23 protein-coding genes are annotated in these 24,888 nt (G+C 64.8%); 17 read left to right on the forward strand and 6 right to left on the reverse strand.

All coding sequences use genetic code 11. The features are described from left to right. The 8 genes from Q0139_RS00005 to Q0139_RS00040 form a co-directional block, all read left to right on the forward strand. On the forward strand, window positions 1-414 hold a 414-nt coding region (locus tag Q0139_RS00005; RefSeq protein WP_298015710.1), incomplete at its 5' end, for a HisA/HisF-related TIM barrel protein. 409 nt (window positions 415-823) lie between these two features. Further along, complete coding sequence (hisF, locus tag Q0139_RS00010) at window positions 824-1,585, forward strand: imidazole glycerol phosphate synthase subunit HisF (protein WP_298015711.1); 762 nt, start codon at window positions 824-826, stop codon at window positions 1,583-1,585. A 158-nt stretch (window positions 1,586-1,743) separates the two neighbouring features. Then, a complete protein-coding gene (locus Q0139_RS00015; RefSeq protein WP_298015713.1) occupies window positions 1,744-1,992 on the forward strand; it encodes a hypothetical protein in 249 nt (82 codons plus the stop codon). 33 nt (window positions 1,993-2,025) lie between these two features. After that, window positions 2,026-2,343, forward strand: a complete 318-nt coding sequence (locus Q0139_RS00020) for a phosphoribosyl-ATP diphosphatase (RefSeq protein WP_298015715.1) — start codon at window positions 2,026-2,028, stop codon at window positions 2,341-2,343. 62 nt (window positions 2,344-2,405) lie between these two features. Beyond that, a complete protein-coding gene (locus Q0139_RS00025) occupies window positions 2,406-2,786 on the forward strand; it encodes a histidine triad nucleotide-binding protein (RefSeq protein ID WP_298015717.1) in 381 nt (126 codons plus the stop codon). Between the two features lie 46 nt (window positions 2,787-2,832). Continuing rightward, on the forward strand, window positions 2,833-4,284 hold the full coding sequence (locus tag Q0139_RS00030; RefSeq protein WP_298015719.1) for a sodium-dependent transporter: 1,452 nt from the start codon (window positions 2,833-2,835) through the stop codon (window positions 4,282-4,284). 8 nt (window positions 4,285-4,292) lie between these two features. After that, window positions 4,293-4,832, forward strand: coding sequence for a GrpB family protein (locus Q0139_RS00035; RefSeq protein ID WP_298015721.1), 540 nt, complete (start codon window positions 4,293-4,295; stop codon window positions 4,830-4,832). A gap of 103 nt (window positions 4,833-4,935) precedes the next feature. Further along, window positions 4,936-6,501, forward strand: coding sequence for an amino acid permease (locus tag Q0139_RS00040; protein ID WP_298015723.1), 1,566 nt, complete (start codon window positions 4,936-4,938; stop codon window positions 6,499-6,501). Window positions 6,502-6,665: 164 nt separating this feature from the next. Here Q0139_RS00040 and Q0139_RS00045 read toward each other — a convergent pair whose 3' ends face one another. Next, a complete protein-coding gene (locus tag Q0139_RS00045) occupies window positions 6,666-7,664 on the reverse strand; it encodes an adenosine kinase (RefSeq protein ID WP_298015725.1) in 999 nt (332 codons plus the stop codon). 248 nt (window positions 7,665-7,912) lie between these two features. Here Q0139_RS00045 and Q0139_RS00050 point away from each other — a divergent pair, with 248 nt between their 5' ends. Then, the gene (locus tag Q0139_RS00050) at window positions 7,913-8,635 is read left to right on the forward strand and encodes an EI24 domain-containing protein (RefSeq protein WP_298015727.1); all 723 of its coding nucleotides are present in this window, start codon (window positions 7,913-7,915) and stop codon (window positions 8,633-8,635) included. Between the two features lie 22 nt (window positions 8,636-8,657). Beyond that, window positions 8,658-8,999, forward strand: a complete 342-nt coding sequence (locus tag Q0139_RS00055) for a hypothetical protein (RefSeq protein WP_298015729.1) — start codon at window positions 8,658-8,660, stop codon at window positions 8,997-8,999. 120 nt (window positions 9,000-9,119) lie between these two features. Here the strand turns inward: Q0139_RS00055 and queG are convergent, their stop codons facing one another. Further along, a complete protein-coding gene (gene queG / locus Q0139_RS00060; protein ID WP_298015731.1) occupies window positions 9,120-10,154 on the reverse strand; it encodes a tRNA epoxyqueuosine(34) reductase QueG in 1,035 nt (344 codons plus the stop codon). A gap of 162 nt (window positions 10,155-10,316) precedes the next feature. On the opposite strand from queG, the gene Q0139_RS00065 reads away from it, so the two are divergent. The 6 genes from Q0139_RS00065 (at window position 10,317) to Q0139_RS00090 (ending at window position 18,292) form a co-directional block, all read left to right on the forward strand. Beyond that, complete coding sequence (locus Q0139_RS00065; RefSeq protein WP_298015733.1) at window positions 10,317-11,255, forward strand: ABC transporter ATP-binding protein; 939 nt, start codon at window positions 10,317-10,319, stop codon at window positions 11,253-11,255. Continuing rightward, window positions 11,252-12,499, forward strand: coding sequence for an ABC transporter permease (locus tag Q0139_RS00070; RefSeq protein WP_298015735.1), 1,248 nt, complete (start codon window positions 11,252-11,254; stop codon window positions 12,497-12,499). Before Q0139_RS00065 ends, Q0139_RS00070 begins: the two co-directional genes overlap by 4 nt. A gap of 55 nt (window positions 12,500-12,554) precedes the next feature. Next, the gene (locus tag Q0139_RS00075) at window positions 12,555-13,847 is read left to right on the forward strand and encodes a cytochrome P450 (RefSeq protein ID WP_298015737.1); all 1,293 of its coding nucleotides are present in this window, start codon (window positions 12,555-12,557) and stop codon (window positions 13,845-13,847) included. Between the two features lie 115 nt (window positions 13,848-13,962). Continuing rightward, the gene (locus Q0139_RS00080; protein ID WP_298015739.1) at window positions 13,963-15,333 is read left to right on the forward strand and encodes a cytochrome P450; all 1,371 of its coding nucleotides are present in this window, start codon (window positions 13,963-13,965) and stop codon (window positions 15,331-15,333) included. A gap of 220 nt (window positions 15,334-15,553) precedes the next feature. Then, window positions 15,554-16,837, forward strand: a complete 1,284-nt coding sequence (locus tag Q0139_RS00085; RefSeq protein WP_298015741.1) for a cytochrome P450 — start codon at window positions 15,554-15,556, stop codon at window positions 16,835-16,837. A gap of 186 nt (window positions 16,838-17,023) precedes the next feature. After that, entirely contained in the window at window positions 17,024-18,292 is a 1,269-nt protein-coding gene (locus tag Q0139_RS00090; RefSeq protein WP_298015744.1) for a cytochrome P450, read from the forward strand. Here the strand turns inward: Q0139_RS00090 and Q0139_RS00095 are convergent. From Q0139_RS00095 to Q0139_RS00105, 3 genes are all read right to left on the reverse strand, one after another. Then, window positions 18,289-18,678 (reverse strand): response regulator, encoded by a 390-nt coding sequence (locus Q0139_RS00095; RefSeq protein WP_298015746.1) that lies wholly within the window; start codon window positions 18,676-18,678, stop codon window positions 18,289-18,291. The two genes, Q0139_RS00090 and Q0139_RS00095, sit on opposite strands and share 4 nt — an antisense overlap. An 80-nt stretch (window positions 18,679-18,758) precedes the next feature. Next, window positions 18,759-21,542, reverse strand: a complete 2,784-nt coding sequence (locus tag Q0139_RS00100) for an ATP-binding protein (RefSeq protein ID WP_298015748.1) — start codon at window positions 21,540-21,542, stop codon at window positions 18,759-18,761. A gap of 60 nt (window positions 21,543-21,602) precedes the next feature. After that, window positions 21,603-22,844, reverse strand: coding sequence for an adenylate/guanylate cyclase domain-containing protein (locus Q0139_RS00105; protein ID WP_298015750.1), 1,242 nt, complete (start codon window positions 22,842-22,844; stop codon window positions 21,603-21,605). A gap of 162 nt (window positions 22,845-23,006) precedes the next feature. Here Q0139_RS00105 and Q0139_RS00110 point away from each other — a divergent pair, with 162 nt between their 5' ends. Further along, entirely contained in the window at window positions 23,007-24,083 is a 1,077-nt protein-coding gene (locus Q0139_RS00110) for a PAS domain-containing protein (RefSeq protein ID WP_298015752.1), read from the forward strand. Window positions 24,084-24,089: 6 nt separating this feature from the next. On the opposite strand, the gene Q0139_RS00115 is transcribed toward Q0139_RS00110, so the two are convergent. After that, window positions 24,090-24,863, reverse strand: coding sequence for an isocitrate lyase/phosphoenolpyruvate mutase family protein (locus Q0139_RS00115; RefSeq protein ID WP_298015753.1), 774 nt, complete (start codon window positions 24,861-24,863; stop codon window positions 24,090-24,092). Window positions 24,864-24,888: the final 25 nt, after the last annotated feature.

The raw sequence follows: 24,888 nt of genomic DNA on the forward strand, positions 1-24,888 counted from the left end.
GCGGCGATGGAAGACCCCGATCTCGTCAAGGGCGCCGCGAAGGACTTCCCCGGCGGCATCGTCGTCGCCGTCGATGCCAAGGGCGGCATGGTCGCAACGCGCGGCTGGGCCGAAACGACCGAGGTTTCGGTCGCCGACATGGCGAAACGCTTCGAGGATGCGGGCGTTGCTGCGCTGCTCTTCACCGATGTCGGCCGCGACGGGATGATGAAGGGTTGCAACATCGACGCGACCGTCGATCTGGCCCGTGCGACCGATATCCCGGTGATTGCGAGCGGCGGCGTTCGCGGCATCGCCGATATCCATGCGCTCAACGTCCATGCGCGCGACGGGATTGAGGGCGTGATTTGCGGTCGTGCCATCTATGACGGGAGTCTCGATCTGGGCGCTGCACTGGCGGTGGCAGAGAAATGAGAGGTCTGTTTGGTCACTCCAGAGAGAAGTGGCAAATCTTTATGGAGGATGAAGCGCTTAGAATGGCTCTCGAAGGAGACCATCCCATTCTGGCTTCGCTACGAAGGCAGACTCCCTTCATAAGAGCACGTGAGCGAGAATGGACCGGGAAGGGGTTTTTCACCGATCTGACACTTCGTAACGAAGTGGTGCCCTGCGATCCTCAGGAGGTTTTTGGCCTCCACGGGGTAGGCGGTACGAGCCGATCTATGCGCGAGGGATTCTCCTTCATTATCTGGGTGGAAGGCGGGCTGCTTGCTACTATTGAAGGAGTAGCGAACGGCAGGAAATGGAAGCCGTCGCAGACTTTCGATATGAAGTTGGAAACGAAATTTAGATCGGCGTTATCGTATCCGATCCAACTCGACATATGACCGTCCGCACCCGCGTCATCCCCTGTCTCGACGTCAAGGACGGCCGCGTTGTGAAGGGCGTCAATTTCGTCGATCTCGCCGATGCCGGCGACCCGGTCGAACAGGCGCGGGTCTATGATGCGGCCGGCGCCGACGAACTCTGCTTCCTCGACATCACCGCGAGCCATGAGGAGCGCGACACGCTGCTCGATATCGTCGCGCGCACCGCGGCGGTCTGCTTCATGCCGCTCACCGTCGGCGGCGGCGTGCGGACGGCGGACGATGCGCGCAAGCTGCTGCTCGCGGGCGCCGACAAGGTCGCGGTCAACTCCGCCGCCGTTGCCCGGCCCGAACTCGTCGGTGAAATGGCGGCACGCTTCGGAAGCCAGTGCGTCGTCGGATCGGTCGATGCGCGGCGCGTCGATGGCGGCTGGGAGGTCTTCACCCATGGCGGGCGGCGCGGCACGGGCATCGACGCGATCGAACACGCCAAACGCCTCGCCGATCTCGGCGCGGGCGAATTGCTCGTCACGTCTATGGACAGGGACGGGACGCGCGAGGGCTTCGACCTCGATCTTACCCGAACCATCGCCGATGTCGTTGCCGTCCCGGTCGTCGCCTCGGGCGGCGTCGGGACACTCGATCACCTCGTCGAGGGCGTGATCGAGGGTCATGCTTCTGCGGTGCTCGCCGCCTCGATCTTCCATTTCGGCGAACACAGCATCGCCGACGCGCATGCGGCGCTGGCCGAAAAGGGCATCCCGGTTCGCGGCAACTGACCCGGATCGGGACAGTCCGCCGCACGGCGTGTCAATTAACTATTTACTTCGTCTTCTGACGTGAAATTAACCCTGATTTACAGGTGCGGGGGCCTACCGGCATGCTAGCGATCCACTCGTCCGCGACGTTTCGTTGCGGGCGAACCAGGGGATCACGCATGACATTACGCCGTCTCGCACTCGCCGCGTCCGCCGCCATGCTCGCGGCGATCCCCGCACAGGCGATGGATACGCCGCCCTCTTCGCGTGAAGCCCCGCAGCCCGAGACCGCGTCGCCGGGCAGCGGCAGCGCCACGCCGGTCGACGAGCCGCCGATGGTCCTGCTCTTCGCGATCGCCGCGGGCGGCGTTATCGGCGGCCGTTATCTCGCCAAGCGCAAAAAGAAGAAGAACGACCGCGACGCTTGACGCATCGGCGCGCGTCGCGTCAGAAGCGGCGCCGTGTCCGATGTCCTCGCCCGTCTCGAACAGCTGATCGCCGATCGCCGCGACGGCGATCCGGAATCTTCCTATGTCGCGAAGCTCTTTTCGAAGGGCCGGCCGAAGATCGCGCAGAAACTGGGCGAGGAGGCGACCGAAGCGGTAATCGCCGCGCTCACCGAGGACGATCAGGCGTTCACCGGCGAAGCGGCCGACCTGCTCTTCCACCTGCTGGTGCTGTGCGCCGATCGCGGCGTCGCCTTCGCCGATGTGCTCGCCGAGCTCGAACGGCGCGAGGGTGTATCGGGGATCGCCGAGAAAGCCACGCGAAAGGCTTGATTTTCCAAGGCCCGGCGGCGATGCCTTACATGGTTGAATTTCGATGAAGAGCCGGAGACGCCATGCCGATCGACCCGACCGAGCCCTATGACAGCGACAATATCTTCGCCAGGATCCTGCGCGGTGAAATTCCGAACGAGACGGTGTACGAGGACGATCGCGTCCTCGCCTTCAAGGACATCAACCCGCAGGCGTCGAACCACATCCTCGTCATTCCCAAGGGCGAATATGTCAGCTGGGACGATTTCACGAAAACGGCCTCCGATCAGGAGATCGCCCATTTCATCCGCACGATCGGCAAGATCGCGCGCGAACACGGCTTCGTCGAGCCCGGCTATCGCCTGCTCGCCAATATCGGCAGGCATGGCGGGCAGGAAGTGCCGCACCTCCACGTCCATATCTTCGCCGGCGAACCGCTCGGCCCTATGATCGCGCGCGGTTAGGCGCTAGGACGCTGAAAAGTAAAAGAGTGACGGGGAGGATGTAACGATGGTGGCAGGCGGCGATCCGGGCGTTGCGGGTTCGGCAACGGCGCAGGAGCACTGGTCGTCGCGTTTCGCCTTCGTCATGGCGGCGGTCGGGTCGGCCGTGGGGCTCGGCAATCTCTGGCGTTTCCCTGCCGAGGCCGGCCAGAATGGCGGCGGTGCCTTTGTCATCTTCTACATCGCTTGCGTCGCGCTGATCGGCTTGCCGCTGCTGCTATCGGAAACGCTGATCGGCCGTCACGGCAAGAGCTCGGCGGTCGAGAGCGTGCGCGTCGTTGCACGGGAATCGGGCGGATCGACCGCCTGGTCGGCGCTCGCGGTGGTCGGCGCCATCGCCTCGTTCCTCATCGTCAGCTTCTACAGCGTCATCGCCGGCTGGGTGCTCTACTATATCGGCGTGTTCGCGGGGGATCTCTTCGCGTCGATCGGTAGCGGCAATCTGACCGGCGGCGCCTTTGCGGGGCAGAGCGCGGAACAGGTGCAGGGGCTGATGCCGGCGCTGTTCGACAACAACGCCGTCATGCTGCCGCTCCACGCGTTGTTCATGGGCCTCACCATCTACGTCGTAGCGCGCGGCGTGACCGGCGGTATCGAAAAGGTCGCGGTCTATCTGATGCCGGCCTTCTTCATCCTGTTTCTCGGCATCACGGTCTATGGCGCGTTCAGCGGCGATTTCGCCGAGGCGCTCGCTTTCATGTTCGCCTTCGATCCTGCGCGGCTGCTGCACGGCCCGGTCATGCTGTCGGCGCTGGGGCAGGCCTTTTTCTCGCTGTCGCTGGGCTCTGCGATCATGATCACCTATGGCGCCTATGCCGATCGCGGCGTCAATCTCGCCAAGACGTCGGGCATGATCGCCGCCTGCGATACCTCGGTCGCGATCATCGCGGGGCTTTGCATCTTCCCGATCGTCTTTGCCGCCGGGCTCGCCGTCGACAGCGGTCCGACATTGATGTTCCAGACCTTGCCCGCGAGCTTCCAGACGATGCCGGCCGGTTCGCTGATCGGACTGCTGTTCTTCGTCATGGTCTTCTTCGCCGCGCTGACGAGTTCGGTGTCGCTGCTCGATGCGCCAACCAACTGGATAAGGTATAAGTTCGGGTGGACGCGCGCCAGGACGGCGGTGCTTGTCGGCGGCCTCGCCTTCGTGATCGGAATCTTCTCGGCGCTGTCGTTCAACGTGATGGGCGAATGGTACCCGCTCGATTTCATCGCGATGTTCCGCGAGCAGAATTTCTTCGGCGTCGTCGACGGCTTTACCGGCAAGATCATGCTGCCGCTGTCGGGGCTGCTGACCGCGATCTTCATCGGCTGGGTCGCCGACCGGCGGCTGACCGACGCGGAGAACGGCATTTCGGGCGGGCTGCACCTGTTCTGGCGCTTCCTCGTCGCGTGGCTCTGCCCGATCGCGCTGACGGTAATCCTGATCCTCGGCATCTTTCCCGAACTGATCGGGTAGAAGCTCCGGTGGCCGGCGACCGGGTCGAGATCGTCGATTACGATCCGACCTGGCCCGCAATGTTTTCTGCGGAAGCCGAACGGCTGCGCACGGTGCTGGCCGGAGAGGACATCGATGCGATCGAGCATTTCGGCAGCACCGCCGTTCCCGGCCTCGCGGCGAAGCCCGTCATCGACATCCTTGTCGCCGTCCCCGCGCTGGAAGAGGCGAGGGGCGCGTTTCCGGCCCGGCTGGTGAACCTCGACTATGTCTTCTGGCGGGAGGATCCAAGGCCGGGCCGACTCTATTTCGTCAAGGGCATGCCGCCCTTCGGCGAAAAGCGGACGCATCACCTCCATATCTGCGAACGGCCGGGCAAATTGTGGAGCCAGCTCGGCTTTCGCGACCATCTGCGCGCGCATCCCGAGGATGCGGAGCGGTATGCGGCGCTGAAACGCGATCTCGCCGCGCGATATGCCGATGACCGCGAAGCCTATACCGAGGCCAAGGGCGATTTTATCGGGGCGATTATGGCGCGCATCGGGGCGCGACGCGACGCGGACAGCTGACACGCATTTTCCCGATTGCGCGTTTCGAAAAAAGGCGTAGAGGCGATTTTGCGGAGCCGCACGGCCATCGTGGCCATCACGCGTGACTTCGGGATCACCGCCGATGCACTTCGGTCGTATCAAGCCGCTCGATGCCATTCTCGAGACGGCGGAAAAGAAATCGCTCCATCGTTCGCTCGGTCCCGTGCAGCTGATGCTGTTCGGCATCGGCTGCATCATCGGCACCGGCATCTTCGTGCTGACGGCGGCGGGCGCGCAAAAGGCGGGCCCGGGACTGATGCTCGCTTTCGCCATCGCCGGCGCGGTCTGCATCGTCGCCGCGCTCTGCTATGCCGAGATCGCGGCGATGATCCCGGTCGCGGGCTCTGCCTATACCTATAGCTATGCGACGATGGGCGAGTTTCTTGCCTGGACGGTCGGCTGGGCGCTCGTGCTCGAATATGCGATCGCCGCGAGCGCGGTATCGGTCGGCTGGTCGGGCTATTTCGCCGGTACGATCCTGCAGGAGGGGCTGGGGATCCATCTGCCCGCCTGGCTCGCCGCGGGGCCGGTTGCGCTGGGCGGCGCGCCGGGCGGCCTTATCAACCTGCCCGCGCTCGTCATCGCGTTGCTCGTCACCTGGCTGCTGATGATCGGCACGAGCGAAAGCGCGAAGGTCAATGCCATCCTCGTCGCGATCAAGGTGACCGCGCTCACCGCTTTCATCGTGCTGACCCTGCCGCAAGTCGAACTGGACCGGTTCAACCCGTTCCTGCCAGCCGGCGTGTTTGGCGGGTTCGGCACCGGCGTCGGTGCTGTCGGCGCGGCGGCGACGATCTTCTTCGCCTATGTCGGCTTCGACGCCGTCTCGACCGCGGCGGAGGAAACGCGCGATCCGCAGCGCAACGTACCGATCGGCCTTGTCGGTTCGCTGCTCTTCTGTACCGTCTTCTACATCCTCGTCGCCGCGGGGGCGATCGGCACCATCGGCGGGCAGCCAATCATGGGGCCGGGCGGTGTGCCGTTCCCGGCAGGGTCGGAGGAACTCGCCCGGCAATGCGCGATGCCCGAACATGCCGCCGCGCTGGTCTGTTCGAACGAGGCGCTGGCGCATGTCCTCAGGCAAATCGGCTTTTCGGGGATCGGCAATTTGCTGGGTATCGCCGCCTTCGTGGCCCTGCCCAGCGTGATCCTCGTGCTGCTCTTCGCCCAGACGCGCATCTTCTTCGTCATGAGCCGCGACGGGCTGCTCCCCGAGGTCCTTTCGAAGGTGCACCCGAAATGGCACACGCCCTATGTGGTCACTGCGGTGACCGGCGTCGTCGTGGCGATCGGCGCGGCCTTCTTCCCGGTCGGGCAGCTGGCCGATATCGCCAATGCGGGGACCCTATACGCTTTTGCCATGGTCGCAGTCGCCGTGATGGTGTTGCGGCGGAGCGATCCGGCACGCGGGCGCCCCTTCCGCGTGCCGGCGCTCTGGCTCGTCGGGCCGCTGGCGATCGGGGGGTGCGTGTTCCTGTTCGTGAACCTGCCGACGGCGGCGATGCTGATGCTGCCGATCTGGACCGTGATCGGCATCGCGATCTACGCCTTTTACGGCTATCGCAAGAGCCATCTCGGCAAAGGCCGCGTCGAGGTGCACGAAACCGAGATCGAGGATATCGAACCGAGCATCCCGGGGACGGAGTGACAAAGAGCCCCTCCTCTTTAGAGGAGGGGTTGGGGTGGTGGTAGAGCGAGCGGAAGCGAGCGTAAAAGCCCCAAGCGCGAACTAAAGAGAGCCGACAGGGGCATCGAACCCCTGCCTTCTCTTGCACCACGCTTGCATCCCTCCTCTGAAGAGGAGGGAGAAATTCACCCCAATCGTTTCGCGATCAGCGCCTTGGTGTCCGCCTCCGGGCGCGGCCCGTAATGCTGGATCACTTCGGCCGCGCAGACGGCGCCCATGGCGAGGCTGTCGGCGACCGATTTGTCCTGCGCCTGGCCGTGGAGGAAGCCCGCGGCGAACTGGTCGCCGGCGCCGGTGGCATCGACCATCCTGTCGATCGGTTCGGCGGCGACTTCGGCGCGCTCGCCGTCCTTGACCGCAATGGCGCCCTTTTCGCTGCGCGTGACGACGAGCGTCGGCACCCTGGCGGCGGTCTTCTCGACCGCCTCGTCGAAATCCTCGGTCTGTTGCAGCGATTTGATCTCGTCTTCATTGGCGAACAAGATATCGATCCGCCCGTCCTCGATCAGCTTCAGGAAGCCGTTGCGATGGCGGTCGACGCAAAAGCCGTCGGACAGGGTGAAGGCGACCTTGCGGCCCGCATTCCGGGCGATATCGATCGCCTTGTCCATCGCCGCGCGGGGTTCTTCGGGATCCCAGAGATATCCTTCGAGATAGAGGATCGCGGCGCTTTCGATCAGCTCGTGGTCGAGCGCGGAGGCCGGCAGATGCTGCGAGGCGCCGAGAAAGGTGTTCATCGTCCGCTCGCCATCGGGGGTGACGAGGATCAGGCAGCGCGCCGTTGCCGGTTCGCCGCTGCGCGCTGCGGTGTCGAATTTCACGCCGAGCGCGGTGATGTCGTGGCGAAACACGTCGCCGAGTTCGTCGTCGGCGACCTGGCCGATAAAGCCGGTCTTGCCGCCCAGCGCGCCGATGCCCGCGATCGTGTTCGCCGCCGATCCGCCGCTCGCTTCGACGCCCGGACCCATCTTGGCATAAAGCGCCTCGGCCTCCTCGGTCGTGAAGAGCAGCTGCATCGAACCCTTGTTGAGGCCCTCTTCGGCGAGGAAGCTGTCCTCGGCCTGAGAGATGACATCGACGATGGCGTTGCCGATGGCGACGATATCGAGCGTGGGTTCGGTCATGGGGACTCCTGAAAAATTGCGGGGAAGCTGTTGCACGCCACCTAGGGGGCGGTGCGGCATGGCGCAACCGGAACGGATACTGTCGGCGATCGCACAGAATCATCCCCGGGAAGGGGAGGTGGCAGCCCGCAGGGCTGACGGAGGGGTGTAGGCATTCGCGTTTCTCCTTACGCTGCCGGGAATACCCCTCCACCACTTCGTGGTCCCCCTCCCCTTCTCGGGGAGGATTTCGATGCTTCCGCACCGTGATGGTTCATGCAATTGACGTACCTGCAAAGCCGCCACACATCAACGACATGCTCCGTGCGCTCTCCCTCTCGATCGGCCAGCTCGGCGATCCGGCCTTCCTGAAGGTGCTCGGCAAGTCGCTGGCGCTGACGCTGCTGCTGTTCGCGGTGTTCGGCGTGCTGCTCTATTTCGGCCTTGTATGGCTCTTCGCCTGGCTCGGCTGGGGCCAGGGGAGCGGATTCGTTGCGGCGGCCGGCGCGGTGATCGTCGCGGCGCTGTCGGGCGGGCTGCTGTTCCGCGTCATCGCGATTGCCGTGATCGGGCTGTTCACCGACGAGATCGTCGATGCGGTCGAGGCGAAACACTATCCCGATCAGCGCGCCCGCGCTGTCCGCGCCTCCTATACGACGCAGACGCGCGTCGCGCTCGGAAGCGTCGGGCGGGCCATTGGCTGGAACCTGCTGGCGCTGCCTGTCTACATCGTCCTGCTCGTGACCGGGATCGGCACCGTCGCCGCCTTTTTCATCGTCAATGCGCTGCTGCTGTCGCGCGATCTGGGCGAGCTGATCGCCGTCCGGCATGTCCCCCGGCCCGCCTGGCAAGACTGGCTGCGCTCCACGCGCGGCAGACGGATGCAGATCGGGCTTGTCGCGGCGGGGCTGTTCGTGGTTCCTGTCGCCAATCTGCTGGCGCCGATCCTGAGCGCCGCAATGGCCGCACACATGCTGCATCGCCAGCGGTGAGCGGGGGTAGGGGAGTTTGAAGATGCGCAAATATTTCGCCCTGGCGACGGGCCTCGTGCTGGCGGGCTGCGCCGTGACGCCGGTGCCGACGACCACGACCACGCCGACGGTGTCCACACGCGGCCTCGAGCGGGTCATGGGCGCAAGCGCCTCGCAGCTCGCCGCGCTGTTCGGCGAACCGGCACAGGATTTCCGCGAAGAAGGCGCGCGCAAGCTGCAATTCACGGGTACGCCGTGCGTCCTCGACACTTATCTCTATCCGCAGGGTAGCGGCAGCGAATATGTCGTGACGCATGTCGATGCGCGCAACGCGGCGGGGCAGGATGTGGACCGGGCGCAGTGCGTCGAGGCGTTGGCGAGATAGTTTGTCAGAATTTTCCTGGCGGAAAATCGCCGCACCAGCCCGCACCCCCACCCGGCCTCCCACGTAAGTATCCTGGATGGGAGGCCGGGTGGGGGTGCGGGCTGGTGCGGCGCTCGACCGTCAGGTCGAGTCTGACAATCTCGCAAACGCCCACTCCGCCGCCTCGCGCACCACTTCGTCCGGATCGCCCAGCAACGCCCGAACCGGCCCCACCAACCCCGCGTCCCCGCTGTTCCCCGCCGCGATCAGGCAGTTGCGCACGAACCGGTCGCGCCCGATCCGCTTGATCGCCGAGCCGGAAAACACCTCGCGAAACCCCGCATCGTCGAGCGCCAGCAGGTCGGCGAGGGGCGGGGCGACGAGTTCGGCACGCGGCAGGAAGTGGCGGTTGGCCTGGGCTTGCTCGGCAAACTTGTTCCACGGGCAAATGGCGAGACAATCGTCGCAGCCATAGATGCGGTTGCCTACGCCCTCGCGAAATTCGTGCGGGATCGGGCCCTTATGCTCGATGGTGAGGTAGGAAATGCAGCGCCGCGCATCGAGCCGATAGGGCGCGGGAAAGGCTTGCGTAGGGCAGATATCCTGGCAGGCGGTGCAGCTGCCGCACCGATCGCGCCCCGGCGTATCGGGCATGAGGTCGAGCGTCGTGTAGATCGCGCCGAGGAACAGCCAGTTGCCGTTCTCGCGGCTGAGCAGGTTGGTGTGCTTGCCCTGCCAGCCGATCCCCGCCGCCTCGGCGAGCGGCTTTTCCATCACCGGTGCCGTATCGACGAAGACCTTCACATCGCCACCCGCCTCCGCGACCAGCCAGCGGGCAAGCCGTTTAAGCGCCTTCTTGACGACGTCGTGATAGTCCTTGCCCTGCGCGTAGACCGAGATCCGGCCGATATCGCCAGCCTCTTCGAGCGCCAGCGGGTCCCCCGCCGGCGCGTAGCTCATGCCGAGCATGACGACCGAGCGCACCTCGAGCCAGAGCGCCTTGGGGCTCACCCGGTGATGCGCGCGGCTCTCCATCCACAGCATGTCGCCATGCGCGCCATCGGCCAGCCACGTCTCGAGCCGCTCGCCCGCGCGCGGCGCGGCATCGGCGGGCGCAACGCCGCAGGCGGCGAAGCCTTCGGCGGCGGCTTGGGCCTTGAGGCGGTTGGTGTCCATGGTGCGAACCTAGCCGTTCCTCCCCGGAACGGGGAGGGGGACCGCGCGAAGTGCGGTGGAGGGGCAACTTCCGCAAGTGCTGCGCTAACGAGGTGGGTCCCCCTCCCCCGGTGGGGGAGGATTGGGGTGTTTTCTTAATCGCGCCCCCGCTACACGCCTCCCATGTCCCCTGATCTCGCCATGTCGGCCACCGGCCTCGTCAAATATTTCGGCGACAAGCGCGCCGTGGACGGCGTCGATATCGCCGTGCCGGCGGGCAGCATCTACGGCATTCTCGGCCCCAATGGCGCGGGCAAGACGACGACGCTCAGGATGTTGCTCGGGATCATCGAACCGGACGAGGGCAGCCGGATGCTGCTCGGCTCGCCGCGCCCGCGCACGCAGAGCGACCGGGTCGGCTATCTGCCCGAAGAACGCGGTCTCTATCCCAGCATGAAGGCGCGCGAGGCGATCGCCTTCATGGGCGCGCTGCGCGGGCTGGATTGGCGCACGGGACGCGAACGGGCGGACGAGATGCTGGAAGCGGTCGGCCTTGGCGGTTCGGCCCATGAGAAGATCAAGAAGCTTTCCAAGGGCATGGCGCAGCTCGTCCAGCTGCAGGGATCGATCGTCCACCGGCCCGACCTGATCGTGCTCGACGAACCGTTTTCGGGCCTCGACCCGGTCAACCAGGAACGGCTGGAGAAACTGGTGTTGGCCGAACGCGATCGCGGCGCAACCATCCTGTTTTCGACGCATATCATGGCGCATGCCGAGCGGCTCTGCGACCGGCTGGCGATCATCGCCGGCGGCAAGCGGCGCTATGAAGGCAGCGTCGAGGAGGCGCGCGCGACGCTGCCGATGGAGGCGCATTACACGCCCCGCGAGGACAGCTCCGCGCTGCTGCCGCTGCTGCCACCCGAAGCCGTGCGCGACGGCAAGGACTACCGCTTCCCCGTCCCCGAGGACGGGATGGAGAGCCTGCTCCAGACGCTGCTCGACAGTGGACACGGCATTGCCGGCCTGTCGCTCGAACGGCCGGGATTGCACGACGCCTTCGTCGCGCTGGTCGGCGCGGAAACGGTCGAGCGGATGGAATCCGGCGAAGAGCTGGAGGCATGAACATGTTCCTGCGCCAGGCCGTCGTCATCGCGCGCCGCGATTTCATCGCCACCGTCTTTACGCCCGCTTTCCTGATCTTCCTGCTCGCGCCTCTCTTCATGCTCGTCTTCGCGACGGTCGGCGGGACGGGCGCGCGGATGATCGCCGATAGCGGCGAGGCCGGGCAGCGGATCGTCGTCATCGCTTCGGCCGAGGAGAATGCGCTGATTCGCGCGGCGGACGGGAGGCGGCGCGATCTCATCCCGGCGCCGATCGCACCGCCGCAGCTCGAAACGCGCGAACCACGCGGCGATCCGGAAGCGCAGGCCCGGGCCGTGTTCAGCGAAAGCGGCATCGATGTCACCGCCGTGCTCTATCGCGACGGCACGGGCGACGATGCCGGCTGGCATATCATCGACGGCGGCAATGCCAGTTTCAGCGCCAACTATCTCGCGGCCCTTGCCGAAGACGCGCGGCGCGACAGGCTGGCCGATATTTCGCCGGGCGCCGACCCACCGGCCATTCCTCGCACACCTTTCCAGCGGCAGGAGGCGAGTTCGAGCGACCGGCAATCGGCCGGCATGGGCGCGCTGTTCGTGCTGTTCCTGCTGACGCTGCTGCTCGCGGGGCAGACGGTCAGCGTGCTGGCCGAGGAAAAGGGCAACAAGGTCATTGAAATCCTCGCCGCCGCCGCACCGCTCGAGGCGGTGTTCGTCGGCAAGCTGGCCGGCCTGTTCGGCGTGGCGCTGCTCTTCGTCGCCTTCTGGGGCGGGCTCGTCTCGATGGCGATCGGCGCGCTGGCGGGGCCGGGGATGATGGGCGTCATCGATCCGGCGATCGGATTGTCGACCTTTCTCACCCTCGGCATCGTCTATTTCGCCATGGGCTATCTGCTACTGGGCTCGGTGTTCCTCGCCGTCGGCGCGCAGGCGAGTTCGATGCGCGAAATCCAGATGCTCTCTCTGCCCATCGCCTTCTTCCAGATGGCGATGTTCGGGCTGGCCTCGGCCGCCGCGGCGACGCCGGGAAGCACGCTGGCGCTGATCGCCGAATTGTTTCCGTTCAGCTCGCCCTTCGCCATGGTCGCGCGCGGCGCGACCGATGCCGCGATCTGGCCGCATCTCGCGGCAATCGCCTGGCAACTGCTCTGGGTGGCGATCACGATCGCGATCGGCGCGCGCTGGTTCCGAAAAGGTGTGCTCAAATCCGGCCCTTCATTACTGCGCAGGTTCAATCCATTTCATAATAGTGCAAAGCAAAATTGACATTGCCTGCCTAACTGCGGCAAATTGTTCGAGTAGGGGGTTTGAGTAAAATTTCATGACAAGCCGGGGATCGGCCGATCAATTCGGCAAAGGTTTGGTAGCGAACGGTGCGGGGCATGGCGAAATGCCTTCGGCGGCCATGCCGCTTGCCGAAATCGACCCCAGCCACCCCGATCTTTTCGCAACCGGCACATGGCGCGAGATTTTCGCGCGGCTTCGTGCCGAAGCCCCCGTCCTGCGCGTCGAATCGGGCCCCTACGGTCCCTATTGGAGCGTGGCCGGCTATGATCCCGTCGTCCAGGTCTCGTCACGGCCGGAGATTTTCTCGTCGAGCTTCGAACGCGGCGGCTTCACGATCCAGGACATGGCGAGCGATGCCGAAGCCTCGGTGCCGATGTTCATCGCACTGGACGGCGAGGCCCATGCCCACCAGCGGCGCAGCGTCGCGCCCGCTTTCGCGCCGAGCGCCATGGCGGCTCTCGAAAGCGATGTCCGGCGCCGCACCGGGGAATTGCTCGACCGGCTGCCCCGCGACGAGGAGTTCGACTGGGTCGACAGCGTGTCGATCGAGCTCACGACCGGGATGCTGGCCATCCTTTTCGATTTCCCCTGGGACGACCGGCGCAAGCTGACCTTCTGGTCAGACTGGATGGGCGATACCGGCGCCGCGACCGATGGCGCCTGGCGCGAACAGCGCGGGCGCATCCTGTTCGAAGCGGCGAGCTATTTCGGCAAGCTCTGGGCGGAGCGCAAAGGAAAGGGCGCCGCGGACCTGATCTCGATGATGGCCGAAAGCGACGTGCTCGCCGATGCCGACCAGCGGCAGATACTGGGCAACATGATGCTGCTGATCGTGGGCGGGAACGATACGACGCGCAATTCGATGTCCGGCGCGGTCGATTTCATGACCGAATTTCCCCAACAGCGCGAGGCGCTGGAGGGCGATGGCGATCTTGTTGCGAACGCGGTCAGCGAAACGATCCGCAAGCAATCGCCGTTGCCGCATATGCGCCGCACTGCGATCGAGGACGCCGAACTCGGCGGTCAGGCGATCCGGGCCGGCGACAAGGTCGTGCTCTGGCACATCTCGGCCAATCACGACGAGAGCATCTTCCCCGATGCGGAAAATTGGGATCTGGGCCGCGAAAATTCGCGCCGCCACATTGCCTTCGGCCATGGCGTCCATCGCTGCGTCGGCGCGCGGCTGGCCGAACTGCAGCTGCGCATCCTGTTCGAAGAGCTGCGCGAACGGCGGCTGCGGCCGGTGCGCGTCGGCGAACCCCGCCGCATCGCCTCCAACTTCCTCCACGGCATTCAGCGGATGAGGGTCCGGCTCGAACGCTATTGACATTGCTGTCAACTGTGTCAGTCTCATTCTGCTACCGAAACCGGTGGCATGGGGGATCGCGCAAAGCCGGCGACGAGAAGACCGGCGTTCCCGAATTCAGCAGTTGGAGAGCGCCATGGCCACCCAGTCCCGGGCCGAAGTCAAACCCGAAGATCTGAAGGCGATCGACCGCGAGTCGATGACGCCCGAACAGCGCTATCGCGCCGAATTCGCCGATGAATGGCGCGCGAGCCTCGATCGATCGACGCTCGAAAAGCCGCTCGCGACCGCCGATACGCCGCTCGACGAGATCGACGTTTCGCGGCCCGAACTCTATGCGCTCGACCAGTGGCAGCCGGTGTTCGAAAAGCTGCGCCGCGAGGACCCGGTCCATTATTGCAAGGACAGCGTCTACGGCTCCTTCTGGTCGCTGACCACCTACAAGCCGATCGTCCATGTCGAGGCGCTGCCCGATATCTTCAGCTCGGACTGGCGCAATGGCGGCTTCACGATCCTCAATTCGACCGACGACAAGACGATCGCGCTGCCGATGTTCATCGGCATGGATCGTCCCGAACATACCGCGCAGCGCCGCACCGTCTCCCCCGCCTTCACGCCGAGCGAGATGAGCCGGCTCGACGAGGACGTTCGCCGCCGGACCGGCGAGCTGCTCGACAGCCTGCCGATCGGCGAGACGTTCGACTGGGTCGATACGGTGTCGATCGAGCTGACGACGGGGATGCTCGCCATCCTCTTCGGCTTCCCTTGGGAAGACCGGCGCAAGCTGACCGAATGGTCGGACTGGATGGGCGATGTCAACGCCGCGATGGACCCCGAGCTCGGTCCGGTTCGGATGGCGAAGATGTACGAGGCGGCGGCCTATTTCCAGGCGCTCTGGAAGCAGCGCAAGGAAAGCGATCCCGGCCCCGATCTCCTCTCGATGATGGCGCATTCCGAGGCGATGCGCGACATGGACGACCGCAATTTCCTCGGCAACATCACGCTGCTGATCGTCGGCGGCAACGATACGACGCGCAATTCGATGTCGGGCGTCGCCTGGTTCATGGACCAGTTCGCCGATCAGCGCGAAAAGCTCGAAAACAATCCCGGCCTCATCAAGAATGCGGTCAGCGAAACGATCCGGATGCAGACCCCGCTCGCCCATATGCGGCGCACGGCGATGGAGGATTACGAGCTCGAAGGAAAGCAGATCAAGAAGGGCGACAAGCTCATCATGTGGTACATCTCCGCCAATCGCGACGAGGAGGTGTTCGAAAACGCCAATGAATGGATCGTCGACCGGGAAAATGCGCGGCGGCAGCTCGCTTTCGGCTACGGTATCCATCGCTGCGTCGGCGCCCGGCTGGCGGAATTGCAGCTCCAGATCCTGCTCGAGGAACTGACGGCGCGGCGGCTGCGGCCGGAGATCGACGGGGACATCGAGCGTGTGAACTCGAACTTCGTCCATGGGTACAAATACATGCCGGTGAAGCTGGCGAAATATTGAGCGGCACGATCCTCCCCAGCGCGAAGCGCGTCAGGGGAGGTGGCGCGAACGCGCCGGAGGGGAGATGGTGCTCCGACCGAGAACGAGCGAAAAGGGAATTGCCCCGCCAAACCCCTCCACCGCCTTCGGCGGTTCCCCTCCCCCGGCGCGCTTCGCGCTGGGGAGGATCGACTTGAAAGATGCCTCAACGAACATTTGCACCAAAGGACAGGAGAGAGACATGGCCACCGCAGCGGCAGAACCCGAAGAAACGGTCGAATCGATCGTCACCGATGTGAGCGAGACGCCGCACGACTGGGATGTCAGCAAGGCCGATATCTACGTCGAGGACCGCTGGCAGCCAATCTTCAGGGAGATGCGGGAAACGGCGCCGATCAACAAGATCACCGGGTCCGGGTTCGGCGATTACTGGAACGTCACGACGCTCAAACCCATCCAGCATGTCGAGGCACTGCCCGATATCTACAGCAGCTCCTTTGAGTATGGCGGCATCACGATCGGCGACGAGCTCGACGACATTCCCGAGGAATTCCGGTTCCAGCTGCCGATGTTCATCGCCATGGACCGGCCCAAGCATACCGAACAGCGCCGCACCGTCGCGCCGGCCTTCACCCCTGCCGAAATGAAGCGGCTCGACGACGACATTCGCCAGCGCACGGCCGAGATCCTCGACGAATTGCCGCGCGGCGAAACCTTCGACTGGGTCGACAAGGTCTCGATCGAACTGACGACGCAGATGCTGGCGATCCTCTTCGATTTCCCCTGGGAGGATCGCCGCAAGCTCACATTGTGGTCGGACTGGGCCGGCGATGTCGAACTCGCCAACGACCCGGCGATGGTCGAGGAGCGGATCAAGCACCTCTACGAGATGGCGGCCTATTTCAAGGAACTGTGGAACCAGCGGCTGGACGGGCCCGAGGCGCCCGACCTGCTCAGCCGCATGATCCATTCCGAAGCGATGCGCGACATGGACGATTTCGAGTTCATGGGAAATCTCGTCCTGCTGATCGTCGGCGGCAACGACACGACGCGCAACACGATGTCGGGCTATGCCTATGGCCTCGAACAGTTCCCCGACCAGCGGGCGAAGCTGGAGCAGGACCCCGAGCTGATCCCGAACGCCGTGCAGGAAATCATCCGCTGGCAGACGCCGCTCGCGCATATGCGCCGCACCGCGCTCTCCGATCACAATCTGTTCGGGCATGAGATCAAGCAGGGCGACAAGGTCATCATGTGGTACCTGTCGGCAAATCGCGACGAGAGCGTGTTCGAACGGCCCGACGAGATCATCGTCGACCGCGAAAACGCCCGGCGGCAGCTCTCCTTCGGCTACGGCATCCACCGCTGCGTCGGCGCCCGGCTGGCGGAACTGCAGATTCGCATCCTGCTCGAGGAAATGGCCAAGCGCCGCCTGCGCGTGAACGTAACCGGCGAACCCGAACGCGTTCGCGCCTGCTTCGTCCATGGATACCGGTCGATGGATGTGGAACTGAGCGAATACTAGTTCCTCCCCTGCGCGGGGAGGGGGACCATGCGAAGCATGGTGGAGGGGCCCCTGCCACTTCAGCGAATCCCTAATGTGGTGTGTGCCCCTCCACCCCGCCGCTTCGCGTCGCGGTTCCCCTCCCCGTCCCGGGGAGGATTGACTCACCCCGCCCCCGCTCCGACACTCATCGCCGAGGAGAGAGCCATGGCAACCGCCGCCGAAACCGGGCCCGTCGAGACCGTCGTCCACGCCGCGCCGCATCCCTGGGATGTCAGCCGCCCGGAAATCTATGCCGAGGATCGCTGGCAGCCGATCTTTGCCGAAATGCGCGCCACCGCGCCGATCAACAAGATCACGGGCTCGGCGTTCGGCGATTATTGGAACGTCACGACGATGAAGCCGATCCAGCATGTCGAGGCGCTGCCCGACATCTATTCGTCGGACACGTCGCGCGGCGGGATCACCATCTTCGGCGGGCTCGAAAACATGCCCGAGGAATTGCGGCGCCAGACGCCGAGCTTCATCTCGATGGACCGGCCCGAACATACCGCGCAGCGGCGCACCGTCGCGCCGGCCTTCACCCCGGCCGAGATGGAGCGGCTGTCCGGCGATATCCGGCGGCGGACGGGCGATATCCTCGATTCATTGCCGCGCGGGGAAACGTTCGACTGGGTCGACACCGTCTCGATCGAGCTGACGACGCAGATGCTCGCCATCCTGTTCGATTTCCCCTGGGAGGAACGGCGCAAGCTGACCCTATGGTCCGACTGGGCGGCCGATGCCGATACCGTCGGCAATGTCAAACGCGCCTATGAGCGCCGCGAGCATATGCGCGACATGACGGCGCGGTTCATGGAGCTGTGGCAGGAGCGGCTCGACAAGCCCGAGGCGCCAGATCTGCTGAGCCGGATGATCCATTCCGACGCGATGTCGAACATGGATCGCTACACCTTTATCGGCAATATGACGCTGCTCATCATCGGCGGCAACGATACGACGCGCAATTCGATGTCGGCCTATGCCTATGGCCTCGAACAGTTTCCGGGCGAGCGCGCCAAGCTCGAACAGAACCCCGATCTCATCCCGACGGCGGTGCAGGAGATCATCCGCTGGCAGACGCCGCTCGCGCATATGCGGCGCACGGCGACCGAGGATACCGAATTGTTCGGGCATCCGATCGCCGAGGGCGACAAGATGATCCTGTGGTATATCTCGGCCAATCGCGACGAGAACGTGTTCGAGCGGCCCGACGACATCATCGTCGATCGCGAAAACGCCCGGCGGCAGATCAGCTTCGGCTACGGCATCCACCGCTGCGTCGGCGCGCGGCTGGCGGAATTGCAGCTAAGGATATTGCTGGAAGAGATGGCGGAGCGCCGCCTGCGCGTGAACGTCATCGGCGAACCCGAACGCGTCGCCGCCTGTTTCGTGCATGGCTATCGCAGCATGAAGGCCGAGCTTTCGGCCTATTAGCCGAACGCCCGGCGCTTCGGCGCGTCAGGCACGAGGCTGTTCACCACCGCGACCAATTGATCCGGATCGTACGGCTTGCGGAGATATTCGTTGGCGCCGGCATATTTGGCGAGATCCTCGTCCCCCTTGCTGCGGCGCGCCGTCAGCATGAGGACGGGAATGTCGAAAAGCTTCGGGTCGGTCCGCATCTTGCGCAGCACTTCCGGGCCGGGAAGGCCGGGCATTTCGGCATCGAGGATGACGAGGTCGGGATGCTTGATCTTGATCGCCTGCAGCGCCGAGATGCCGTCATTGACGATCCCGACGACATAGCCCGCCTCGCTCAGCGTCTCACGGACATGTTCGGCAATGAGTTCATCGTCTTCGGCATAAACAATACGCGCCATGATGGGCCTCCGGCAATCGTCACATGCCCCCCGGCAGCTTCGACATTAGTGCGCAAAGGTTAATTCGAATTTACGGTTCTTTAGGCGGCCTCGGATAGTCGCGCGAAGAGGGATTCGACGCGTTCCAGCCGTTCGTCAGCCGCCGTCGCCTCGATCGCTTCTTCCAGGTCGCCGGCCAGCGTGCCGAAATCGGCATCGCCGAACATTCCGGCGGATCCGGCAAGCTTGTGCGCCAGTGCCGCGATCTCGCCCAGTTCGGCCTCGCCTAGCTTGCCCTGCCGGATCAGCGCTCCGATCCGCTCGATGCTGTCGCGCTTTCGCATCGCATAGCGTTCCTCGAGCGACGGCGCGACGGCCGCCGCGTCGCGCTGCTCCGCCATGTCGGCCACCGGCTGGGCAACGGTGGAGGCGGCATCGCCACCGGCATCTACACCCGCACCGGCCCATTTCTGCACCAGCTCGCCGAGCGCGTCGAAACGGATCGGCTTGGTGAGGATGTCCTTTATCCCGGCGTCGCGGCAGGCCTGTGCGTCGCGGGCAAAGATATTGGCCGTCAGCGCAACGACAGGCGGCGCACTTTCGGGATCGCGCGCGATGATGGCGCGCGCGGCATCGACGCCGCCGAGCCGCGGCATCTGCAAGTCCATCAGAACCAGGTCATAGGGCCGTCCCAGGATTTCGCTGCGCTCGACCGCGCCGATGGCATCATGGCCGTCATGCGCGAAATCGACCGAACAGCCGAGCTTGCGCAGCATCGCGCCGATCACCTCGCGATTGATGTCGAGATCCTCGGCCAGCAACACGTGCGCGCCGACATTTTCGGCCTTGGGCATCGGGCGGCTCGGTTCCTGCCAATAGACGGGATCGGCCGCGGTCAAGGGGATGGACAGTGTGACCGTCGTGCCCTTGCCGATCTCGCTTGTCATGGTCAGCGTCCCGCCCATCATGGTGGCGAGCCGTCGGCTGATGGCGAGGCCAAGCCCGGTTCCGCCGAACCGCCGCGCGGTATCGTATTCGGCCTGCTGGAACTCCTCGAAGATCTTGTCCTGCCGGTCCGCGGCGACGCCGATGCCGGTGTCAGAGACCGCAATATCGAGCCAGCTTTCGCGTCCGGCCTCGCGCCGCGTCGCATCGGCGCGAACATGACCGCTCTCGGTGAACTTGACGGCGTTGCCGAGCAGGTTGAGCAGGATCTGCCGCAGCCGCAGCCCGTCCCCCATGATCCAGCAGGGGATTTCGGGATCGAGCGAATATTCGACTTGCAGGCCTTTCGCCTCGGCCATCGGTGTGACGAGCGCGGTGCAGTCCCGCAGGCGTTGCGCGATGTCGACGCCCTCGCGGGCGATATCTAGCCGTCCCGATTCGATTTTCGAGATATCGAGAATATCGTTGAGCAGGGCGAGCAGGGCATCGGCGGAAGAGGCGATGAGCTGCACCTGCCGTCGCTGTTCCCCGGTCAGCTCGCTGCCGAGCAGCAGCTCCGAAAAGCCGAGAATCCCGTTCATCGGCGTGCGGATCTCATGGCTCATATTGGCGAGGAAGGTCGTCTTTGCACGTGTCGCCTGTTCGGCCGCCTCGCGCGCGGCGACCAGCTGCTCTTCGGCCAGCTTGCGCTCGGTATCGTCGCGCATCGTCCCGGCAACCCCGGCGAAACGCCCCTGCTCGTCATAGAGTGCCCTGACCATCGACGCGTTCCAGCGGATCGTGCCCTCGCTGCGGACATAGCGGATATTGTATTCGGCCAGTTCCTCGTCGCTGGTGATCAGCCTGTTGACGGCATCGACAACGATTTCCTTGTCCTCGGGATGGACGATCTCGTCCCATGGCCGGCCGATGGTGTCTTCGCGGCTGTAGCCGGTGATGTCCTCCCATGCAGGATTGAGATAGGTCCAGCGGCCTTGCAGATCCGTTTCGAACACCACCTCGTCGATCTGCGCGAGGATACGGCGTTTTTGCTGTTCGCTCTCCGCGAGCTGCATCGCGACCCGCTGGCGCCCGGCGATCGCCACGGCGATCGGAAAGGTCGATAGCGTCGCGCCGGCGATCAATATCTGCAGGAACAGGATTCGCGTCGCATCGACGTCGCTGATCAACGTCACCGGCCCGATGCCGCGCACGGTAAACCAGATCGCCACCATCGAGAAGACGAAGGTCGACGCGCTGGCGCCCGCCATGCCGACACGGAAGGCGGCGAAGGTCAATACCGGGAAGGCCAGAAACATGACCGGATAGGCCGATTGTCCGAATATCGCGATCGAGGCCAATGCAGCGCCGCCGATGACGAGTCCGATCTCGCTCCGGCTCCTTCTGCGGAACACCGCTGCGCGATCGGTCGTCAGCGCGAGCAGAAGGGGTGCGAGGATCATCACGCCCAGCAGGTGCGAGGGGAAGTAGGACAGCCAGAATGCGAAGATGTCCGCGGAGTCCGGCGCGAGCAGCGGAGCCGCCAGCACGGACGAGATGAGGCACGCCACGAGCGCCGCCCAAAGGAAGACATCGGCGAACACGCGGCGTCGCGTGATATCGATGTTGCGGCCATGCTTGCGGCGCAGCACCCACGCGCCGACCAGGGCTTCGACGATGTTCACGGCGGAAAGAGCGCCTGTCGTTACCGAGGAGTGGAACACCGTCCCCGCAAGGACGAAAAGGGCGATCCAGCTCATGCCGCAGATCGCGGCCCATTCGCGGCGCGGCCGCAGCAGCAGCGCGACGAGCAGGATGGCGTTTGCGGGCCACAATATGGTCAGGTTTTGCGGACCCTGGGCCAGGAAGATGCCGACTATGCCGGCGAGGCAGACGGCGGTTGCCGTCGCCGTGGCGGCTATCGCCATCTCCCAATATTTCGGCGGAATCTTCGCGTGCAACGGGGGTCTCCTCGCGGGGCCCTTCTACCGGGCCCGCGTTGAACCATCGTTAATGCGCGCTTAGCCTTGCAGCAGCCGGTAAACCTGCGTTTCGCCGACGCCTTTGAGGATCAGCGTCTCGCCGGCGGAAAATTCGAAATGCGGCTTTGCCTGGTAGAAGGTTGTCTCGGAAACGGCGATGCCGTTCGGTTCGGCCACGCCCTCGATCCGGCTGGCGATGTTCATCGTGTCGCCCCAATAATCGTAGGACAGCCGGCTCGCGCCGACGACGCCGCCGACGACGGGGCCGGTATGGATGCCGATGCGCAGCTGGATATCGACGCCCGTTTCCGCCCCCAGCGCCTCCACCGCCTCGATCAGGTCGCGACCGAAGCGGATCGCGCATTCGGCGCCCGAATCGCACGACGCCGTCCCGCCGCACACGGCGAGATAGGCATCGCCGATCGTCTTCACCTTTTCAACCTCATAACGCTGGGCGCATTCGTCGGCGAGCAGGAAGAAGCGGTTGAGCAGCTCGACCAGATGCCCGGCCGACATCCGCTTCGCGAGCTGCGAAAAGCCGACGATATCGACGAAGATCACCGAAACGTCGGAAAAGGCATCGGCGACCGCCTCGCCGCTTTTCAGCCGCGCGGCGATATGCTGCGGCAGGACGTTGTAGAGCAATTCTTCGGACTTCTGCTTCTCCGCGTCGAGCGCCCGGTTGGCGGCGAAGGTCTTGCGCGCGCGCCGGTCGATGTCCCAGTTCACGAAGCTCGCAAAGACGAAGAAGGTCGAAAAATTGGTGAGGGTGTAGACCTTGGTGATGAACGCGCGCTCGATGGAGATGAGATAGGCGAGATACAGCGCCATGATCGTCAGCGCCCACAGGAAGAACAGCCGCGTCGTCGCGACGAAGCCGACGCTGGCGAAGACGACGAGGATGCCCATGTTGATGATCGCCATGCCGAAGCGCGAAATGCCGGTGACGTCCGCCTGGTCGCCCAGCGCCTCGATCAGCATCGCCATCGCCACCGTCAGCGCGGTGAAGAGCGCGAGGTCGATCCAGCCCTGTTCGAGGTAGAAGCGCGTGCGCGTCAGCAGGAAGAACCCCGCAAGCACCGCCATGAACAGGCCCGCCGCGATATTGTAGGCGATCACGCCCTCGCGCGGGAAATACATCGGGTTGAGCGTGATATAGCTGACGAAGGTGGCGATTCCGATGAGGATCAGCGCCCGGCTCGCCGGAATCCGCGCGCGGCGCTCGCTCGTGACATAGGCGCGCTCGGTTTCGGCATCGTCGAAACGGTTGAAAATCGGCACCGCGCTTCCCCCTCGGATCGGCCGGTTCGAACATGCCACAAAGCGGCGATGCGGGCGAGCGTTCGCTCATCCGGGGTTAAGCGCCGGGGCGCAAAGGCTCCAGCACCTTGAAATCGCTCGATTCAAGGCTATCAATCCCCCATCTCCTGTAGGAACGTTGCCGTGTCGCTCGACAAGAACCTTGATGATTTCCTGTCGCAAGAGGCGCTGCTCAAGCTGCCGCTTGCTTTGGTCATCACCGACCCCGGGCTGGACGACAATCCGATCGTCTATGTGAATGCCGCGTTCGAGACGATGTCGGGCTATAGCCGGGCGATGGCGGTCGGCCGCAATTGCCGCTTCCTGCAGGGCGAGAACACCGACGAGGAAGCGCGCGTCGCGATCCGCGAGGCGATCGCGAAGCGCGAGACGGCGACCATCGATATCTACAATTACCGCGCCGACGGCAGCGGTTTCTGGAACCGGCTGATCATCGGTCCGCTGTTTGACGATGACGGGGAGCTTCGCTTCTATGTCGGTATCCAGAACGACATGTCGGCGATCCGCGACGATGTCCGCGTCTCGCGCCATGCGGACCGGGTGCTGCGCGAAGTCCAGCACCGGGTGAAGAACCATCTGTCGATGATCGTCGCGATGATCCGGATGCAGGCCAAGGACACCGATCCGGCGAAAAGCTACGACGCGCTCGCCAACCGGGTCGAGGCGCTGCAGACGCTCTACCAGGAAATGACCGCGTCGGGCGTGTCCTCGATCGACAGCGATACGGTCAGGACCGGCGCCTATATCAGCCGCGTCGCCTCGGCCATCGGCCATCTCGACGGCCGCCGCGCGATCCGGCTGACGATCGAGTGCGACGATATCGAGATGGATGCGGATCGCGCCGGCCGGCTCGGCCTGCTGGTTTCCGAATTCCTCACCAACGCCTTCAAGCACGCCTTCGACGATCGCGACGACGGGCTGGTCGAAATGCGTATGACAACGCTCGACGACGGACGGATTCGGCTTCAGGTTTGCGACGACGGGCGCGGCCTCCCATCGGACAGTAACTGGCGCAAGCTCGCGACCGGCGGCGGCGAAGGTGAAGTGAGTGCGGAGGCCACGGCGGACCGGATCAGTTCGGGCGCCCGCAACGGCCTCGGCGTCTCGATCGCCCGTTCGTTGATCCGCAGCCTGCGCGCCGATGTCGATGTCGACAGCGACGAGACGGGCACGCGCATCACGCTCGAAATGGCGGGCTGAACGCGCCTAAAGCGCGGCGCGCGCCGCCTCGGTCAGTGCCGCCATCGCCTGGCGCCACGGGCCGGGACCATGGCTGATCCGCGCCACGCCGAGTTCGGCGAGGCGTTCCTTCGGCGGCATCGCATCGAACATCATCGCGTTGACGGGCAGGGGAGAGGCTTCGCAGATCGCGGCGATCTTGCCCTCGTCGCTCAACCCCGGCACGAAGAACCCGTCGGCGCCCGCTTCGGCAAAGGCCTTGCCGCGGTTGACCGCCTCGTCGAACAGCGCGTCCCCGTCGAGCGTCTCCCGCCCCGCCTTGAGCCAGACGTCGGTGCGGGCATTGATGAAGAAATCGATCCCCGCCTTGTCGGCCGCGGCGCGGATCGCGGCGATCCGCTCGCACTGGAAATCGACCGTGTGCAGCCCGGCGCCGCCGATCATCTGGTCCTCGAAATTGATGCCGATCACGCCGATCTCGATCATCGCCGCGGCATGGACGGCGACGAGCGCGGGTTCGGCCGCATAGCCCCCCTCGAAATCGATCGTCAGCGGCAAGTCGACGCTATCGACAATCCGCGCCGCGTTATTGAGCGCCTGCTCCATCGGCAGCGATTCCGCGTCGTGATACCCGCGGGACCCGGCGACCGATGCGCTCCCCGTGGCAATCGCGCTGGCCCCCGCCTCGGCGACCGCCTTTGCGCTCCCCGCATCCCAGATGTTGAACAGGATGACGGGATCGCCGGGAACGTGGAGCGCGTGGAAGGCCTTGGCACGGGCCTGCTGGTCGGAAGCGGACATGGTGTGTCTCCTTTGCCGTGTGAAT

This window comes from uncultured Parasphingopyxis sp. (genome assembly GCF_937129435.1).
Taxonomy (GTDB): domain Bacteria; phylum Pseudomonadota; class Alphaproteobacteria; order Sphingomonadales; family Sphingomonadaceae; genus Parasphingopyxis.